This is a genomic window from Fretibacter rubidus (assembly GCF_041429785.1).
Lineage (GTDB): Bacteria > Pseudomonadota > Alphaproteobacteria > Caulobacterales > Maricaulaceae > Fretibacter > Fretibacter rubidus.
In genome coordinates, this window is record NZ_CP163423.1 from 702,778 (window position 1) to 719,983 (window position 17,206).

A 17,206-nucleotide genomic window follows, 5' to 3' on the forward strand; every position below is an offset into this window, starting at 1 on the left:
AGGGTCTATAAAGGTTAATAAGGTGCTGAAAAATATAGTTAATTTTTCACTTACGATAAAAATAGTCATAAAAGAGGTCATATGCCCCCATCCGTTATTCCCCCGACGCCGACTGACAGCGACTACGCAGCGCGCAAACGCGACTATGTCGACCATCCGATGTTCATGAGTGATGATCCCATTGATTTGTTTGAGCAATGGTTGTCAGAGGCCGGTGAGACAGAGCCAAATGACCCCAACGCTATGACTGTTGCGACTGTGGATCCATACGGCCTGCCCGATGCCCGTATTTTGCTTCTAAAAGGCGTCGATGCAAAGGGCTTTGTTTTTTTCACCAATGATAATTCTGACAAAGGCGAGCAGCTAAAGACGGGCAAGAAGGCTGCCCTCTGTTTTCACTGGAAAACCAAAAAACGCCAAGTACGTGTACGCGGCCCCGTGGCACAAGTGTCTAAGAAAGAATCAGATGATTATTTTGCGTCTCGTGCGCGCGGTTCCCAAATCGGGGCGTGGGCGTCAGATCAATCAAGTGTTATTAGTTCCCGCGAAGTTCTGCTGGATCAAATCGAAGCTGTGGAAACGCGCTTTGATGGGCGGTCTATTGTGCGACCCCCGCATTGGAACGGTTGGCGTGTGAAACCGCTATCTATAGAGTTTTGGGAGGACGGTGCGTTTCGCCTGCATGACCGCCGCCGTTTCCACCGAGCCCGTATTGGGGCGCGGTGGCAATCAGAGCGCTTAAGCCCATAGGCGATATGTAATGGAATTTATCTTCTTCGCGGTTGTTGCTTTCATTATTTTTTCCGTTGTGTCGGAATCAAATAAGAAAAAGAAAACCCAAACCGCAGCGCGAAAGCGGCGCCCGACACAGACGAAAGACTGGCGAGAAGCTTATGATCCTGAAAATTCGCAGTCTGTTTTTGCCCGCCAGACAAATTCATCTAAAAGCGCAGGGTCAAATTTTAAGATAAATGCCAGCCGTGTTGCTAATACGACGACAACGGTGACACGCAAAACGTCCCGCGCTGCGGTTGCACCGCGCAAATTACGCTTTGGCGAAAAGGCTGTTGTGCAGGATAAAAATCGAACGCGCGCGCGTGGGTTTAGTCGCGGACGCACGCGGGTCTTGCTGGACGGCAAGCGTGTTTTTGTGCTTGTGGCCATCGCCTTCCTTGTGGTCTATATTATGGGTCAAAGCTAACTGTCTTGAAAAGAGATTATTATGACAACTGTCATCGAAGTGCCAAAAAAAGAAAGTAGCCCTAAGGTCAAAAAGGCCCGCGATTGGGTTCACCGGATCACGCTTGTTATGGCCGTCTTTCTGCCAGTCTTTTTCATGGTTGCGGCGCTAGGGTCAAAATTCGGCCTTTGGTCATGGATGACGGGGCTGGGATTAAGTCGTGGCTTGGGCATGAAGTTGATCATTGCGACACTTGGCTTGGGCGTGATTTCAGTGGTGTTATACCTGTTTGTTAAACCCCGCAAAGGATGGTGGATTGCGGCCTTGGCCGTGGCAATGGCCTTGGGCTTTATCGTTAAGGGGGCCTCTGTCAAAAATACTGCCGACAGCTTACCGTTCATTCACGACGTCACGACGGATACGCAAAACCCGCCAACGTTTTCTGAAATTATCATTCAGCAACGCGCCAAAGTCAAAGGCGTCAATACGCTGGATTATATCGGCAAAACTGCACCAGCGGGAGATGATCGCAAAAGCAAAGAACTTGTCTCTGTGCTGCAAGCCAAAGCCTATCCTACGATACGTCCATTAGTGGTGTCTGATAGCCCTGATGTGGCGTTTGGTGAGGCCTTAGCCCGCGTTAAGTCTATGGGGTGGGACATTGCCTATTCCGACCCTGCAAAAGGCCAGATTGACGCGACGGCAACAACATTCTGGTATGGATTTAAAGACGACGTCACTGTGCGCATTAAGCCGTCAGAGGGCGGTGGGTCATTGATTGATGTGCGTTCTGTGTCGCGCGTTGGTGGGTCTGATTTGGGCGCTAATGCCGCCCGCGTTGAAGCGTTTTTGAAAAAAATGAGCGAGTAGGCGAAGTCTTAATAAAGTTACGCCGCTAGCGTGTAATGCGCTTTTAGGCCTGCGCCGCCGTCGGTTTTAACACGGCCTGTTTCCGTCATATGGATTAAATGTGCCAGCACACTATGGGCGGCGGCAGGATGCAGGCGTTTATCCACGTCTTTGTAAATCTGCGCGACCATGTCCGAGATACTGTGCAGGCCAGCACTAATCGCGGCCAAGATTTGCTCTTCGCGTTTATGGCGGTGATTTATATATTCGCGCACGAAAACCTCTGGCTCTTCAATTGCTGGGCCGTGTGTAGGCCAGATACGCGTAAAATCACGGTCAAGAATGCGGTTCAGACTATCCAGATAATCACCCATATGACCATCAGGCGGGCTGACGACACTGGTGGACCATCCCATAATGTGGTCCCCTGAAAATAAGATGTTTTCTTCATGCAGTGCATAACACAGATGATTAGATGTGTGACCGGGTGTATGAATGGCCTCGACCGTCCAGCCGTCGCCTTTGATAATATCGCCGCAGCGCAGTTCCTCGTCGGGTTGAAAGGTCAGGTCATCACCCGCTTCTAGCCGGATTTCACCGCCGACAGGCGTGCGCGCTTGTAGGCCGTAACCGTAAACACGGCAGCCATGCTGAGTGGCCAAGGGCTTAGCCAGCGGGGAATGATCGATGTGGTGATGGGTCACAAGGACATGGGTCACTGTGCGGCCCTCTAAGGCTTTATCAATTGCGGCCATATGGGCCTCTGTCGTCGGACCGGGGTCTATGACAGCGACGTTTTTACCGCCAATGATGTAAACGCCTGTTCCTGTGTAGGTAAAGGGCCCGGGATTATCCGCGATAACGCGCTGCACATTGGGCGATATCTGCACGCATGTGCCGTATTCAAAATCAAAGTCTCTGACAAAAGGAATAGCCACGTTTAAGTCTGTTCTTTCACTATTGGGGCTGCCATCTCGGCGCTATGTGTTTTGCCTTTGATAAAATCAGCCAGTGCCGCGCCCATTAGGCGGGTCGAGCGAAGTTTATGTGCCAGCGGTAATGCCAAAGGAGGCCCCATATCGGTCTTATTCACGTCGACAATAAAGATTTTTCCCGACTCGTTATCGCGTAATATATCAAGACCGCCCCAATCTAAACCCATGGCTGCGCAAAATTGGCTTATTTTCAAGCGTTCATCCGCGTCAAAATGCGCATCAGGCGTTGAAAGGGTCACAGTCGCGTTCATATTATCAAAGCGGCGCGCGTAAGGGCGGCGTTTGATATAAACCAGTGGAATGGTGCCGCCCACGGTTGGGCACCGCAAATCTGCGACGTCATCACCATCAGAATTATCCACAACCCTCTGGTAAACAGCCCCAGCGAGTGGGGTTTCTATCGGGCCTCGCACAATTTGCCCGTCGTGCACACCGTTGGCTTCGCCCTTTTGCACCATTGGCCCTTTATGGGTGAGGGGGTCAACAGTGAGCGCATAGCCAAATATGCGCTCAAATATAGTCGCGACGTGGGATTTTGAGATATCTGTGCAGCCAAAGTTCAGAGTAGGCTTTGTTTGGTCCAGCAAGACAGGCGGGTCGCTATAAGTGCTATCGTCAAAATAAACAACGGCGTCAGCGTCGTCTAAATCGGGGGTCAGTCGTCCGCCGCCCGCTTTAATAGCGGCCCAAAGTAGATACCACGGACGTGGCGCGTGGGGCAGAGCGGCGATGGTGAAGTCTGGCGTGCTTTTACCGCGCAGCTTTTCTGCGATTACAACGGGCAGGCCGCGCATAACATCGCGCGCCATATTGCTGTTAAAGCGAATATTGGCCCCTGTTTCCTTGACGGTAATACCCCGCCAAGACCAGTTAAAATCATTCCACCATGCGCTCATTATTAAACCAGACCTGTTTTACGGCTATTCGCGACGTCCTAATATAGTGTTTTGCTCGCTTGGCATATGACGATTGCGTGACGGCGTTGTGTTTGCTTGGGCGTATATTACTCTATTCTACGCACACCCAAGCCTCGAACGCGCTCTTTGCCATTAGACAAGCTTAGCCGGTAACTGCCCATAGATGCGGCGTTGATGCGGGCTGTTAAGTCACCTTTGGGGATATAGTTCAGCCGGCCATTAACGCCGCGCCAAATTTGGCCATTTTCCATCGTGATAACAATGCCGTCGCGCCCTTTAGACACAGAGCGGACTTTCAGCTCGACGATGTCGTCTTTCTCGCCGTCCCCGCCAAATTTCGGCAGGCCAAGCTTGGGCAGTGATGGCAATGAAAAGCCGAACGCCTCGCGCCGTATCTCTTTGGCAGCCACAGCATCAATGGCGACAATCTCCTGATTGGCCTCTTTTTGCTCTAGCACCCCCACAGCCGAATCATAACAGGCGAGCCTAGCCATGGGGTCAGTTTCAGATTTGCATGAATAGATTTTTGCCAGCGGGCTGCTAGCTGTCTGCGCAGCCGCATGAGGCACACTCATCAGGCCGACTAAGGCAGCACAGACGTATAGGGGCATAAATTTTGACATAGGCGTCTCACTTTCATCCTATTTGTGCCTGAAATCGCGTCAGAGATAAAGAGGGCACAGAAAAGCCGCAATCTGTGTATTTTTGCAACATGTTGATAAAAATGTTGGAGCATTACGTTTTATCCACAAAACCGTCTTGAGTTTGAAGACGCAAGCCGCTAGTGAGTTTGAGATTCTATGCGCCCCAAATGCGCCTAGGCACGGGATGGCTGCAATGTGCAGTCTGAACACAAACCAAGATAAACCAGTTCGAAGGGGTTTTAAGTGACTAAAATGAACAAAAAACAGTTATTGCTGACGACATTGTTGTCCGGCGTGACGTTTGGCGCAGCAGCAGCTCCGTCATTTGCGCAAGATAATGACGAGATCGTTGTAACAGGTACACGCGTTGAGCGTCAGAACCTAGAGGCACCATCGCCTGTAACGTCAATCGACTCAGAAGCGTTGTCTATCGTTAACACAATCAACACAGAGCAGTTCATCAACTCTCTGCCACAGGTTATTCCAGCGTTTGATGGTACATCAAACAACCCAGGCACAGGTACTGCGACAGTATCACTTCGCGGTCTTGGTTCTAACCGGACATTGGTCTTGGTTGACGGTTACCGCTTCGTATCAGCAAATGGCGACGGTGTTGTCGATTTGAACTCAATCCCAAGCTCACTTGTCAAGCGCGTTGACATCGTAACGGGCGGCGCGTCTGCTGTTTACGGTTCTGATGCGATGGCTGGTGTTGTTAACTTCGTTCTTGATGACGAATTTGAAGGTGTCGAAGTCGACGGCTCTGTTGAGTTTTCTGACAAAGGCGATGCTGGTATCTACAACATGGGTATCACAATGGGCGGCAACTTCGACAATGGTCGTGGTAACGCAACTGTTTACGCTGGTTACTCACAGCGTGACGCCGTTTTCCAAGGCGACCGTGACTTCTCACGTATCGCGAATGATGATAACGGCACAGGCTTTGACCCGTTTGGTTCATCTGGCGTTCCTGGAACACGTTTGTTTGATAGCTTTACGTTCCCAGACGGAACAACAGGCGGCGCTACATTTGATGCTGAGGGTAACATCATTCCTTGGATCAACTCTGGTCCCGACACAACGCGTTATAACTACGCGCCTGTGAACTACCTACAGCTACCACAAACACGCTACACATTGGCTGGTTTTGGTACTTATGACGTTACAGACACTGTAACAGCGAAACTTCGCGGTATCTTCACATCAAACGTTGTTCCAACAGAGTTGGCTCCAACGCCGTTCTTTGACTTCGCAACAATTGATTTGACGACAAACCCGTTCCTCAACGACACTGCGCGTTCTGTGCTAACAAACTCTGCAGCAGATCCTACGAACTACCAAGTTTATATTGGTCGTCGTATGCTTGAAGTTGGTCCACGGACAAACGACCAAGAATTGCAGTCTATGCAAATCTCTGGCGATTTGTCTGGTCAGTGGTCACCTGATTGGGACTGGGATATCCATGCGCATATCTCACGCTCATCGGGATCAACTGTGCAAACAGGTAACGTCTCACGTTCCGCCTTACAAGCAGCTGTCTTACAAGGTCGTTGTAACATCTTTGGTTCCGGTGCGTTCTCTGACGCATGTGCGGCCGAAGTGGCCCGTACAGGTATCATCCAGCAGGTTTCAGAGCAGCGTTCACTTGTTGCGACATCTGATGGCCCGGTCAAAATGATCCAGTCACCATCTGCTGATAATCCACTACAGTTGGTTGTGGGTGCTGAATATCGTCAAGAAGACTTTGACTTCCGTCCCGATAGCGTGCTTGGCCCAGATGTTGCTGGTTTCAACCAGTCACTTCCGGTTGAAGGCGATTTCAACACATATGAAGTGTTCGGCGAAGCTTACTTACCATTGATTGAAGGCGGCGCGTTCGCTGAAGAGCTATCATTGAACGGTGCGTACCGTTACTCTGATTACTCAACAGTTGGTGGCATTTCATCCTACGCGGCAGGCGTCGAGTGGGCACCAATTTCTGACATCCGCTTCCGCGGTCAGATCCAGCGTTCAGTTCGCGCACCAAACGTGCAAGAGTTGTTCCGTCCACAAACAAACGGCTTCCCAGCGGGTTCTGATCCGTGTGCGTTCGTGAACAGTCTGCCAGCGACAGCAACACAAGCAGCTTGTGTCGCTAATGGTGTTCCAGTCGGTGCTTATAACACGACAGCTTTGCAGCCTAACTCGCAAATTGAAGGACTTTTCAGTGGTAATCTCGGCCTTGAGGCTGAATCATCTGATACAATCACATTAGGATTTGTAGCACAGCCATCAGCCATTCCTGGCTTGACCTTAACTGTTGACTATTATGACATTGAGGTTGAAGACGCGATTGGTGCTCCGCCAATCCAGGGTGTCATGGACGCTTGTTTATTCGGTGTTGTTCCAGAGTTCTGTGGTTTCATTAATCGTTTGCCCGATGGTCGTATTGACAATGTTGTCCTTACAGACATCAACGCTGCGGTTCTTCGCTCCGAAGGTATCGACTTTGAAGTCGATTATAACTTCGACGCTGACCAAGTTGGTCTTGGCGGCATCGGCGGCGAATTCGGCTTTAACTTTGTTGGTGGCCTGAAGCTATCTGATGAGTTCCAAGCGCTGACCGTCACAAACCTTGACGATTGTGCCGGCTTCTTTGGCGCGCGTTACGGTGCCTGTGGTGAGCCTTCACCAGAATGGAAGCACACAGCGTCACTTCAGTATGTTAAAGGTTCTGTCCTCACTTCATTGCGCTGGCGTTACCTGTCAAACACGCGTGCGGATGATCCGCTCAGCTTGCTTGACAATGATCCAAATGATCCAACCACACTGCTGAATGACCGTGACATCAACGATCTCTTCGGTCAGGAAACAGGTGCAAAATCATACTTTGACGCATCTGGTCAGTGGGACATCACAGATCACTTCCAGCTTTCTGGCGGTATCATCAATGTCTTTGACGTTGACCCACCAGCGCTTGGTGATTGCTGTTCAGAGCAAGCCAACACATACCCCGCGACTTACAACCCATTCGGTCGTAAGATCTTTATCGGCGGTAAAATGCGCTTCTAGTCCAAACGGACATGTTAAAATAGAAACGGCGGGTCATTGGCCCGCCGTTTTTTTATGTCTTGATGTATGTCGTATTTAATGAGGGGTTAGTGGTGCCTACAGCGGTATTAATTCACCGCGCTCAGTCTTTGAATGCAAAGGCGTAATTGTCCGCTCGTCCGGATGACGATGTATATAATTTTTGCCGTACCTGCTTATAGCTTGCTGTTTTCACGCGATTTTTACGGTTATGGAAGGCTAGGCAATCAGGTGTAAAATCAAGGTCGAGGCAGTCCATAATTGCCTGTCCTTCGACCTCGGGCGCTGCGATAAAGCTGTCATAGTCAGCAGTCACAATATCATGGCCAAAACACGCCTGCCAGTGAGCCATAAGATCCGTGAATAAGTCTTGGTAGTGGGCAATATCCTCCAAATCCCGTGCATAGGCCTGCCCATCACCAAATTGGGTGAAAAACAGCGACAGCGCATTATCCCGCGCTGCCCGCTGCGTCACCACAATCTTCGCCTTTGGAAACATCTGTTTGATAAGGCCAAGATAGAGGAAATTATCGGGTCTTTTATCGGTAAAAAACGGTGTCGTAACAGCGTTGATAAGCGGGTTCTCATGGTACCGTTTCCGCCATCCTGCCAATGCTTCTGACCCAATTGCTTGCCCGCGCGGGAGGGCAAAGTCTGGACGACGAACTAGCGCATCAAAAAACCCAATTTCACCACAGGCCGTGACATCACCGCTCCCCGATATAATCTGCTCAAATAAGGTGCTGCCTGACCGGAACATACCGCAGATGAAAATGGGCTTATGGCCATGATCTTGGCCAGTGGTATCGGGCGCAAGTTTAAAAACAGACGGCGGAAAGGCGGCTTTTATGGCCTCAAATTTTGCAGTTTCTGCCGCGCGGTTATAGGGCAGGGCGGAACCTGTTTTATTGGCGCGAGAAAAGGCGTCAAAGGCGGCCGAGTAATCGCCCAAAGAATCGTATTTATGGCCCAGCGCGAATAGCAGGCTCTCGCGCTCAAATGGTGTCGCCTTGGTATCATCCGCAGCATCATGCAGCCGTCCAAACAATTCATGCGTTGCGCTATCAATTTCTATGCAATGGGCCAGCCGGGCAAGCGCTTCATAGGGACGGTGACAGTGGACCACCGCGGTTTCGTAATTATCGATCGCCGCATCAAAGTCGCCAAATTCTTCATAGATGTTTCCGCGGTTCAAATAGGCGGCAATATCATCAGGCTGCAGGGCAATGGCACGGGTAAAGCTTTTCGCAGCGGTCTTAGCATCGAGCAGAAAGTCCGCTTCAATAACGCCCTTATTATTATAGGCCTCATGCGGGTTTGACACGCCGATTTGTATCGCGCGCTCATATGCCAACACGGAGTCACGGTATAATTCCGCGCCTTTTAGCGCATGTCCCAAATTAAAGGCATCTGTCGCAGACAAAGCGGGGAGAGTACGCCAAGCTTTGGCATAATGCGTCGCTGCCGCCCCGTCATTACGCCGTAAAGCAATTTGTAGCCCGAGTTTAATAACAGGCACAAATTGCGGAAAACGGTGGTGTAATTCATGCGCGGCCGTGCTGGCCGCGTCAAAATTTCCCTGCGTCAATAATGTTTGAAGCGGATTTAAATCGCTTTCACTCGGTAAATTTGACACGGCCGATACAGGTCCAGAGGGTTACTGTATTTCGGGCAGTGGCGCTTTTAACTGAGCTTGACCATTGGCAAGCGCTTCAGCCTCTGCGCGGGCTTTCAATATGGCTTGCACTTCTGGAATAGCGGTTATTTCGCGTAAGGTGCCAATATCCTGGCCCATTTCAACAGAGGCGTTTAAGAGTTGCTCGAACTGTTCGCTGCGAGTTTTAGGGCGCGGGTAGCGGCGTAGGTTGACTGCGGTATCGGCCTCAATCCCAGCGAGCTCTTTGGCAACTTCGATGGACTTCATAATGCCGCCCATTTCATCCACAAGACCGCGTTCCTTGGCTTGTGCGCCTGTCCAAACACGGCCTTTGGCAATCTCTTGCACTTGCGCGATGGGCATATCCCGGCCAGCCGCGACTAATTCTGTAAAGTCGACATAGATATCTTCCATCTGATCGGTAAAGGCTTTGCGTTGGGCTTGTGTGAATGGCTCGTCACTAGAATAGGCCCCACCATATTCACCACCAACACGGACGTGTTCGACATTATATCCGATTTTAGAATATGTATCGCGCAGGGCAACTTTACCGCCCAGCACACCGATAGAGCCTGTAATCGTGGTTGGCATAGCGACAATAGTGTCAGCATTGGCCGCAACGTAATATCCGCCAGAAGCTGCATATTGGCCCATGCTAATCACGACAGGTTTGCCGGCATCTTTGGCAATTTCAACGGCATTATATATGTCGTCTGACGCTGTGGCTGATCCGCCGGGGGAGCTGACACGGAAAACAATGGCTTTAACTTTGTCGTCTTCCGCCGCTTTTTTGATGGCGCGTGATAGGGTATCGCTCCCCATGGATACAGTCGCTGCAAAAGGATTGCTGCCGTCTTGGGAGCCGCCCAAGGTCACGGGGCCTTGGCCGCCGACAAAGGCAACAACGGGACCGGTGAAGTTATTTTTCGGGCCGTAAGATTTGATAGACTTAAACTTAGTTTTTTCGCCGCCCGCTTTGGTCTTCACATAATCAACGACCTCAACGTAATATCCCAGCTTGTCAATCATGCCAGCGTCTAGCGCGGCCTCGGCAGAGTGGGGGGCTGTGTTTAACACGGCTTTCACCGCATCAACGGTCATATTGCGGTCCTGCGCAATATGAGCCACGGAAATCTCATAGATGGAGTTAAGATAGCTCGTCGTTGCCTCACGGTGAGCGTCTGTCATCGTTGATTGTGTGTAAGTGTTAGCGGCATTCTTATATTCATAGAACTGCGCAAATTCAGCTTTCGCGTCATATTTATCAAATACGCCGCCGTAAAATCCGCTTTCTGAATATAGGCCTGCGGGCGCAAAACCTGATGTGCTTTGTTGCCAAATCTCATCTGCTGCTGTAACGGCCATATAGGGAATGACGGATGTGGCCTCGAACCCTTGGCTGTGGGCGACGATAAATTTACCGCTGTCTTTAAAGTCCAACATTGCAAGACGTAGTTCTTCGGCACTTGCGGGCGCCATACCAAATCCCGTGCGGATCAAAAGACCCTTGATGTTGTCGTCTGTCTTGGCGCGGTCTAGTGCCCGAACCGCGTCTACGACTGAACCGGGTGCGCTGCCGAATAACGATTCGCCCGCACTGTGATCTAAGAGTGGCGCACGCATATCAAGCGTTAGCACAGTGGCGCCTTCCGCGCTTGCTGTATCGGTTTGACCGCCGAGCGCAGCCCCTAGCCCTGCCAGGAGAAAGACCAATAGAAACATAAAGAGGAAACCGCCGACAATGACGCCTAATACGGTAATAAAAAATTGTTTCATGCGGGGCTCCAGCCTTAGCGTTTTCCTGTCATTTATTGTTTAACAGTAAACATAATTAGCAAAACAAGAAAGACATTTTGTTTAAACTTTCTACGACTTTACATATGGGCACGGATTTGCCCAAAGCAAATCCCTAATAATGAAGTCGCTCATCGTCTCTGCACATGGTCGGCGTGAAATTCCTGATATTTCTTGTAAATAGGCGTTGCAATCCGACGCGGACGGCGTTAGTTAGCCTCCCTGTCCGGCTAGTCCGTACGTTGATGCTGGGGTGTGGCCAAGTGGTAAGGCAACGGTTTTTGGTATCGTCATTCGGAGGTTCGATCCCTCCCACCCCAGCCATCATCGACACCCAATCATCCCCATAATTAATTCAAAAAAAAACAGAAAAAACACTGTTTTGTTATGAAGTAACGATTGATTAACGACTTCCTTTCGTCTAGCGTTGGGCAAGAATGAAGAATACGGACTAAGCCGTATCCAGACTTGGAGGACGTGAGTGGTGATTAAACATCGTACCATTGCGACTATTTTTGGGGCCAGCCTGATTGCATTGTCATCCGCAGTGACGACATCCGCGCAGACTGCTGACGCAGAGGCAAGCTATGCAGCTTTGCTAGAGCAAATTGATAATTTAAAGCTGACGATTGCGCAGCGTGAGGTTTACCTTGCGACGCAACAGGAAAAGATCGATAGCTTAAACGGTCAAATCGAGAGCAGTGATGATCTCGCGGCGACAATCAATCCAATGCTTGAAAAAATGGCAACAGCCATTGAAAATGAAATTAAGACTGATATCCCTTTTAAAATCGGTGAGCGTTTCGCGCGACTTGATAAGCTTAAAGAGGATTTGGCCAGCCCAGATGTTCGTCCTAGCGACAAGATGCGTCGCGCACTTCAAATCTATGATATTGAGGTGGGTTACGGGATTTCGCTTGAGGCCTATGGTGGTAACCATCCTAAAACACCGGGTGCGCGCTATGCGGCATGCGAAGCAGACGTCGAGAGTGAGGCCTGTGGCCTGAGTAAAAATCTTACAGCGGCTCTCGCGGGTGGGCGTACATTGCGTGACATACGGGACGAAATCTTTGATGGTGACTATCTTCGCTATGGTCGTTTGGCGTTGTCTTACATGAACGCCGACGGCACATCAGCGATGCGCTACGATCCTGAGACCAAGGACTGGGTCGACCTTAACGCGGCTCAAGCTTTGGAATTGCGTCGTGGTTTGCGGACTGCGCGCGGTGAGGCGGCTCCTGCGGTTGTGCGAGCCCCTGTTTACGTTACGAATTAAACCGTAATTCATTACGGTGAAGGCATCTGCCTTCAATGAGAATTTTGCAGGCCGTATGGGTTGCAAAACGGCGGAATTCCCCGCCATCCATACGGTCCACAACAGGTGTTGTGGGCAAAGATGAAAACAAAAGTTGGAAGGAAACCATGTCGAACTTTTCAATAGCTAAGCATCTCTTGCTTGCCGGTGCGGCAGCCATGGCGTTTGCCGTGCCTGCTCATGCGCAACTGGATACGGCTCTTAATACTGCCAAGGCCTCTACTGCGGCCAGCGCAGCATCCCAGCAACGCGTAGAGCGTGACGATGATGACGCGGATCAAATGATCCGTGAATATCGCGCCGTTCTACAGCAAAAAGACAATATTGCGCTTTTCGTTGATCAGCAGGATATCTATTTGCAGTCGCAAACAGCAGAAATCGAGAGCTTGAACAAGCAGCTCGGAACAGTAGAGCAAATTAAGCAAGGCATGGTTCCCATGATGCTTAAAATGGCGGCTGCTCTTGAGGACTCAATCAAAGCTGACCTACCGTTTCGCCTAAACGAGCGTTTAGAGCGCGTTGAGCGTATTCAAACAGTTCTCGGTGATCCAGAAGTGTCACCCGCAGAGCAATATCGTCAGGTCTTAAACGGTTTCAAAATCGAAGTGACATATGGTCAAGGTCTTGACGCTTATGAAGGGGCGCATCCAACGCGTCCTGGTAATATCGTAAACTTCCTTCGTTTTGGTCGTACGGCCCTCGTTTATGTAACGAAAGACGAAAGCGAAGTCGCACGTTACAATTTGGAATCAAATTCTTGGGAGCCCATGTCATCGGGTGAGGCGCTTGCGCTTCGTCAGGCTGTGCGGGTTGCGAACGGTGAAGCTGCGCCAGACATGGTCTATGCGCCAGTTGTCGTCGGTCAGTAGGATAGGGACTTTAATCATGGATAAGACAATGAAATTTATCACAAAAGCAACAGCCGCCGTCATCGGTTCCGCTGTTCTTCTTTCTGCCGTTCCGGCAACTGCGCAGATTACATCTGTTAGTGACCTGCTGAACAAGGTTCGCCAAGACGCTGCCAAAACAGACGCTGAAAACCGCGCACGCGAACAAAAATTCCGCGAACGTAAAAACGAGCAGTCTGCTCTTTTGTCGTCGGCACGTGGAGAGCTTGCCGCGCTAGAACGTAAAGCTAATCAAGTGCAATCAAAATTTGATGGCAACCAGGGCCGCATCAGCGCGCTTGAGAGCGAGCTTAAGGCGGCTCAGGGTGATTTTGGTGAAGTGTTTGGTTTGGCGCGCGCCAAGGCTGGCGAATTCAAAGCCATTCTCGATAGCTCACTGATCACGTCGCAATACCCAACACGTACCGAAGTTTTGGGTCGTGTTGCCGAGTTAAAAGCGCTTCCGAGCACGGAAGAGCTGAACGCGATTTGGCAGTCAATGCTCGAAGAGGTGAAGGCTCAGCGCCAAGTCACCTCTTATGACGCTGCTGTTGCTAATGTTAACGACGGCGCGCCGCAACGCGTGACACGGGTTGGCCCATTTGCTGTCTTTACAGCCGATAATGCTAACTTCCTTGATTATAAAGCGCCAAGCGGCGGTGACGAGACAAGCATATTGCTAGCTAAGTTGCCAAAGCAACCTGGCGGCGAAGTCGCGGATGCAGCGAAAGCTGTGACAAACGCGTCTGCTGGTAATGTTGTTTATGCTCCGGTTGATCCAACACGCGGTGGGTTGCTGAAATCATTTGAGCGCGTCCCGACAATGGAAGAGCGCGTCGGTAACCCGTTCAAATTTAACGGCGGTTACGGCGGCACCATTGGTGTTATCATCTGGTGGCTCCTCATCATCGGTGTTGTGTTCGGTATCTTTAATATCGTCCGCCTCATCTTAACGTCTGTTGGTGTTAATGGTCAGAAGCGTAAAGCGCAGTCATCCAAATCTAACCCGCTGGGTCGTGTTATGATGGCATATGAAGAAAGCGCGAATAAAGACGGCGACACAGTTGAGCTTAAGCTTGACGAAGCTATCTTGCGCGAAAGCCCGAAGCTAGAACTTGGCTTGAACTTCTTGAAACTGGCCGCTGGTATTGCCCCTCTCTTGGGTCTGCTTGGTACGGTTACAGGTATGATTAAGACTTTCCAAGCCATGATGATCTACGGAACAGGTGATCCACAGCTTATGGCGGGTGGTATTTCCGAAGCCCTTGTGACCACAATGATGGGTCTGATTGCCGCTATTCCTCTGCTTATCCTCCACAGCTTCTGTGCCTCTTTGGCTCGTGGCGTGCAGAATACGCTGGAAGAGCAATCCGCCGGTATCGTGGCACGCCACGTCGAGAGCCGCGCAGGTAGCCTCTAGGACTACGGGGTTCATGCCCAACGCGTGAACCCTCCTTAAATTTGCGTGTCAGGGGTTTTCTCCTGACGGCAATCGTCAACAACTGGCCTTGTATTACGGTCTATTGTTGAATGATTAGCGCGACGTCGCTGACATCCCGCGCACCCTAAGCATCGCCTAATGCATTTCTAGGCTTAATGTGTTTCTGGAGAGACAGATGGAATATCTAAACCCGATTAATGCCTATAATGGTCTGCAAACGCTTTTGCAGCAGGGCGGTAACGTGCTCTACTTTATCATGCTGCTCGCATTCTTTATGTTCTCGTTCATCATGGAGCGCTTGGCCTATTACTTCACAGCTCACGGCGGTGTTATTAAACGCCTGAAAGCCGAGTGGGACGGCCGCACAGATACGAAAAGCTGGCGCGCTATGGCTATTCGCGACGAATTGATTTCGCAGGTTAAGGCGAAAACAACAACGAACGTATCTATGATTAAAACTTTGGTGGCGATTGCGCCGCTCTTGGGTCTATTGGGGACTGTGACAGGCATGATTAGCGTGTTTGACGTCATGGCCTTGTCTGGCTCATCCAACGCACGTTTGATGGCGGAAGGTGTCTTTAAGGCGACCATTCCGACGATGTCAGGCATGATGGTTGCCTTGGCGGGGTTATTCCTGTCCAATTTCATTGAGCGTAAGGCCATTCGCGAGACGCAGCGTTTTGCCGATAGTCTTGAAGTCGAATAAAGAATTATATTTAGCCCTAATTAGAGGGAGGAAAAAACATGAGAAGACGCCGTAACAAAGGCCAAGGTGATGAAGCCGCCGTTGATATGACACCGATGCTCGACATCGTGTTTATCATGTTGATCTTCTTTATCGTGACAGCCAACTTTTTGGACGAACGCGGGGTTGATTTGACCCAGCCGCCGCCGCCGCCGGATACAGATATTCCGCTTGAGCCTAAGCCTGCGATTACTGTCTATGTGGATCAGCAAAATACATGTTCCGTGGACGGTGGCCAAACCGAATGTGACCGCGTGTCATTGGCGGTAGAACGTTTGCTTGCTGATAAGCCAGGCGCGAGTGTTATCCTACGGGTTAACGAATTTGCCCGTCACGGTGTTCTTGTGATGCTTAAGGATGAGTTTGACGGCCGCGGACTAGGGTCCAAAATCGAGATTGTCAAAAACGCATCTTAATAGGGCCTAACGAGGCATTCAAACTGATGTGTGTTTGGAATTTGATAAATGAATAAAAGTGTGATAAGGTAACATCATGGCAAGACGTAGTCGGACTTCGGTTCAAGAAGAAGATACAGAACTTAATATGACGCCCATGTTGGACGTCGTCTTTATCTTATTGATTTTCTTCATCGTGACATCTGTATTTGTAAAAACACCTGGCATTGATCCGTTCAAGCCTGAAGCCAACACGGCCCAAGATTGGGACCCAGGTATTCTGATGGCGGTGAACGCAGAAAATGAAGTATGGATTGATAAACGTCCTTACGCTCTGGACGAAGTTCGTCCCATCATTACGGCAATGCGCGACGAAAACCCAAAGGCGCAAGCCATTATCATTGGCGACAAAGACGCTGATGTTGGAACAGTCATGACCTTGCAGGAAATGATGCAAGACATGAATATTGTGACGCGCGTCTCTACTAAATAGAGCTGTCGTCATACGACCTATATGGTTAGGTCAAAGATTGAAAGGAAACGCACATGGGCATGATTTTTCGTTGGATCGGCGGTATGGTTATCGCTGCATTTTTGACATTCGCACTATTTGTTGCGATGAAAATCCTCATCTCTGGTGACTTTAAACCTCAGGAGAAATCGGGCGAGCTTAGTTTTGAGATTAATCCGACTGTGGAAGATATCAAAGTCGTGAAGCGGACCACGAAAATTGACAAAGTCAAAAAAGTTATCACGCCACCGCCACCGCCACAAATTGAGCGCCAGCAAGCGTCTCAACCCAATGTCGCGATTGCGTCGCTTGAAGGCGCTATTCCAGAGTTTGAACCACCAAAGATTGACCGTCAAAACTTTAAAATTCAGGTCTCTGACCGCGATGCTCAGCCACTCGTGCGGATTCCGCCTATCATGCCGCCCCGTGCGGAAAAGTCGGGTCATTGCAAAGTGCGCTTTGACGTGAGCCCAGAGGGACAGCCCTTCAATGTCCAAGCGACATATTGCACACAAAGCTTGTTTGAACGCGCGTCCACGAAATCTGTGCAGAAGTGGAAGTACAATCCAAAAATCGTTGATGGTCGGGGCGTGGCACGTACTGGCGTGGAAAGCAAAATTAGCTTCCGCTTGACTGACGAACGCGGGAAAATCATTCCCGAATAAAGACTAAGAGCTCCGCGAAAATGTCGCGGATATCTCGCCTTTATCCCGCCTGAATGCGCGGGTAAGGGTATACGCAAAGGGCAATCAGCTTCCCGTTTGGATTTTGAAGGTACTTTCGTAGATACAAGACGCGTTCAGTGGA

General features: G+C 50.2%; 16 protein-coding genes and 1 tRNA gene. 12 read left to right on the plus strand and 5 right to left on the minus strand.

Annotation, left to right across the window (positions count from 1 at the left end; genetic code table 11):
* The first annotated feature begins 81 nt into the window (after positions 1-81).
* Genes pdxH through AB6B37_RS03440 form a run of 3 tightly spaced genes read left to right on the plus strand, consistent with a single transcriptional unit; the run spans position 82 to position 2,050 of the window.
* Complete coding sequence (pdxH, locus tag AB6B37_RS03430) at positions 82-750, plus strand: pyridoxamine 5'-phosphate oxidase (RefSeq protein ID WP_371397507.1); 669 nt, start codon at positions 82-84, stop codon at positions 748-750.
* A gap of 10 nt (positions 751-760) precedes the next feature.
* Positions 761-1,201: a hypothetical protein gene (locus tag AB6B37_RS03435; protein WP_371397508.1), complete on the plus strand. Its 441-nt coding sequence runs from the start codon at positions 761-763 to the stop codon at positions 1,199-1,201.
* Between the two features lie 21 nt (positions 1,202-1,222).
* Positions 1,223-2,050 carry a DUF1499 domain-containing protein gene (locus AB6B37_RS03440; protein ID WP_371397509.1) on the plus strand — a complete coding sequence of 276 codons (828 nt, stop codon included), beginning with the start codon at positions 1,223-1,225 and terminating at the stop codon, positions 2,048-2,050.
* 17 nt (positions 2,051-2,067) lie between these two features.
* Here AB6B37_RS03440 and AB6B37_RS03445 read toward each other — a convergent pair whose 3' ends face one another.
* The 3 genes from AB6B37_RS03445 to AB6B37_RS03455 all read right to left on the minus strand — a co-directional run bounded on the left by AB6B37_RS03445 (position 2,068) and on the right by AB6B37_RS03455 (position 4,564).
* Complete coding sequence (locus tag AB6B37_RS03445; protein WP_371397510.1) at positions 2,068-2,967, minus strand: MBL fold metallo-hydrolase; 900 nt, start codon at positions 2,965-2,967, stop codon at positions 2,068-2,070.
* Between the two features lie 2 nt (positions 2,968-2,969).
* Entirely contained in the window at positions 2,970-3,920 is a 951-nt protein-coding gene (locus AB6B37_RS03450) for a hypothetical protein (RefSeq protein WP_371397511.1), read from the minus strand.
* A gap of 107 nt (positions 3,921-4,027) precedes the next feature.
* Positions 4,028-4,564, minus strand: coding sequence for a hypothetical protein (locus AB6B37_RS03455; protein WP_371397512.1), 537 nt, complete (start codon positions 4,562-4,564; stop codon positions 4,028-4,030).
* A 273-nt stretch (positions 4,565-4,837) separates the two neighbouring features.
* Between AB6B37_RS03455 and AB6B37_RS03460 the strand changes: the two genes are divergently transcribed.
* Positions 4,838-7,636 (plus strand): TonB-dependent receptor plug domain-containing protein, encoded by a 2,799-nt coding sequence (locus tag AB6B37_RS03460; RefSeq protein ID WP_371398402.1) that lies wholly within the window; start codon positions 4,838-4,840, stop codon positions 7,634-7,636.
* Positions 7,637-7,757: 121 nt separating this feature from the next.
* Here AB6B37_RS03460 and AB6B37_RS03465 read toward each other — a convergent pair whose 3' ends face one another.
* Together AB6B37_RS03465 and sppA are read right to left on the minus strand one after the other, a co-directional pair.
* On the minus strand, positions 7,758-9,290 hold the full coding sequence (locus AB6B37_RS03465) for a sulfotransferase (RefSeq protein WP_371397513.1): 1,533 nt from the start codon (positions 9,288-9,290) through the stop codon (positions 7,758-7,760).
* A gap of 21 nt (positions 9,291-9,311) precedes the next feature.
* A complete protein-coding gene (sppA, locus tag AB6B37_RS03470; RefSeq protein ID WP_371397514.1) occupies positions 9,312-11,087 on the minus strand; it encodes a signal peptide peptidase SppA in 1,776 nt (591 codons plus the stop codon).
* Positions 11,088-11,354: 267 nt separating this feature from the next.
* Between sppA and AB6B37_RS03475 the strand changes: the two genes are divergently transcribed.
* The 8 genes from AB6B37_RS03475 to AB6B37_RS03510 all read left to right on the plus strand — a co-directional run bounded on the left by AB6B37_RS03475 (position 11,355) and on the right by AB6B37_RS03510 (position 17,064).
* Positions 11,355-11,429, plus strand: a tRNA-Gln gene (locus AB6B37_RS03475).
* Positions 11,430-11,586: 157 nt separating this feature from the next.
* Positions 11,587-12,381, plus strand: coding sequence for a DUF3450 domain-containing protein (locus AB6B37_RS03480; protein ID WP_371397515.1), 795 nt, complete (start codon positions 11,587-11,589; stop codon positions 12,379-12,381).
* 146 nt (positions 12,382-12,527) lie between these two features.
* Positions 12,528-13,289, plus strand: a complete 762-nt coding sequence (locus AB6B37_RS03485; protein ID WP_371397516.1) for a DUF3450 domain-containing protein — start codon at positions 12,528-12,530, stop codon at positions 13,287-13,289.
* A gap of 28 nt (positions 13,290-13,317) precedes the next feature.
* Positions 13,318-14,727: a MotA/TolQ/ExbB proton channel family protein gene (locus tag AB6B37_RS03490; RefSeq protein ID WP_371397517.1), complete on the plus strand. Its 1,410-nt coding sequence runs from the start codon at positions 13,318-13,320 to the stop codon at positions 14,725-14,727.
* A gap of 196 nt (positions 14,728-14,923) precedes the next feature.
* Complete coding sequence (locus tag AB6B37_RS03495) at positions 14,924-15,454, plus strand: MotA/TolQ/ExbB proton channel family protein (RefSeq protein WP_371397518.1); 531 nt, start codon at positions 14,924-14,926, stop codon at positions 15,452-15,454.
* Positions 15,455-15,492: 38 nt separating this feature from the next.
* On the plus strand, positions 15,493-15,909 hold the full coding sequence (locus AB6B37_RS03500; RefSeq protein ID WP_371397519.1) for an ExbD/TolR family protein: 417 nt from the start codon (positions 15,493-15,495) through the stop codon (positions 15,907-15,909).
* 76 nt (positions 15,910-15,985) lie between these two features.
* The gene (locus tag AB6B37_RS03505) at positions 15,986-16,381 is read left to right on the plus strand and encodes an ExbD/TolR family protein (protein WP_371397520.1); all 396 of its coding nucleotides are present in this window, start codon (positions 15,986-15,988) and stop codon (positions 16,379-16,381) included.
* Positions 16,382-16,434: 53 nt separating this feature from the next.
* On the plus strand, positions 16,435-17,064 hold the full coding sequence (locus AB6B37_RS03510; protein WP_371397521.1) for an energy transducer TonB: 630 nt from the start codon (positions 16,435-16,437) through the stop codon (positions 17,062-17,064).
* The last annotated feature ends 142 nt before the right edge of the window (positions 17,065-17,206 follow it).

Excerpts from the sequence above, each read along its gene's own strand:
- AB6B37_RS03505 (WP_371397520.1), top strand. The coding sequence starts at position 15,986 with ATGGCAAGACGTAGTCGGACTTCGGTTCAAGAAGAAGATACAGAACTT.
- AB6B37_RS03455 (WP_371397512.1), bottom strand. The coding sequence starts at position 4,564 with ATGTCAAAATTTATGCCCCTATACGTCTGTGCTGCCTTAGTCGGCCTG.
- AB6B37_RS03485 (WP_371397516.1), top strand. The coding sequence starts at position 12,528 with ATGTCGAACTTTTCAATAGCTAAGCATCTCTTGCTTGCCGGTGCGGCA.
- AB6B37_RS03450 (WP_371397511.1), bottom strand. The coding sequence starts at position 3,920 with ATGAGCGCATGGTGGAATGATTTTAACTGGTCTTGGCGGGGTATTACC.
- AB6B37_RS03495 (WP_371397518.1), top strand. The coding sequence starts at position 14,924 with ATGGAATATCTAAACCCGATTAATGCCTATAATGGTCTGCAAACGCTT.
- AB6B37_RS03490 (WP_371397517.1), top strand. The coding sequence starts at position 13,318 with ATGAAATTTATCACAAAAGCAACAGCCGCCGTCATCGGTTCCGCTGTT.
- sppA (WP_371397514.1), bottom strand. The coding sequence starts at position 11,087 with ATGAAACAATTTTTTATTACCGTATTAGGCGTCATTGTCGGCGGTTTC.
- AB6B37_RS03500 (WP_371397519.1), top strand. The coding sequence starts at position 15,493 with ATGAGAAGACGCCGTAACAAAGGCCAAGGTGATGAAGCCGCCGTTGAT.
- AB6B37_RS03435 (WP_371397508.1), top strand. The coding sequence starts at position 761 with ATGGAATTTATCTTCTTCGCGGTTGTTGCTTTCATTATTTTTTCCGTT.
- AB6B37_RS03510 (WP_371397521.1), top strand. The coding sequence starts at position 16,435 with ATGGGCATGATTTTTCGTTGGATCGGCGGTATGGTTATCGCTGCATTT.
- AB6B37_RS03460 (WP_371398402.1), top strand. The coding sequence starts at position 4,838 with ATGAACAAAAAACAGTTATTGCTGACGACATTGTTGTCCGGCGTGACG.
- AB6B37_RS03440 (WP_371397509.1), top strand. The coding sequence starts at position 1,223 with ATGACAACTGTCATCGAAGTGCCAAAAAAAGAAAGTAGCCCTAAGGTC.
- pdxH (WP_371397507.1), top strand. The coding sequence starts at position 82 with ATGCCCCCATCCGTTATTCCCCCGACGCCGACTGACAGCGACTACGCA.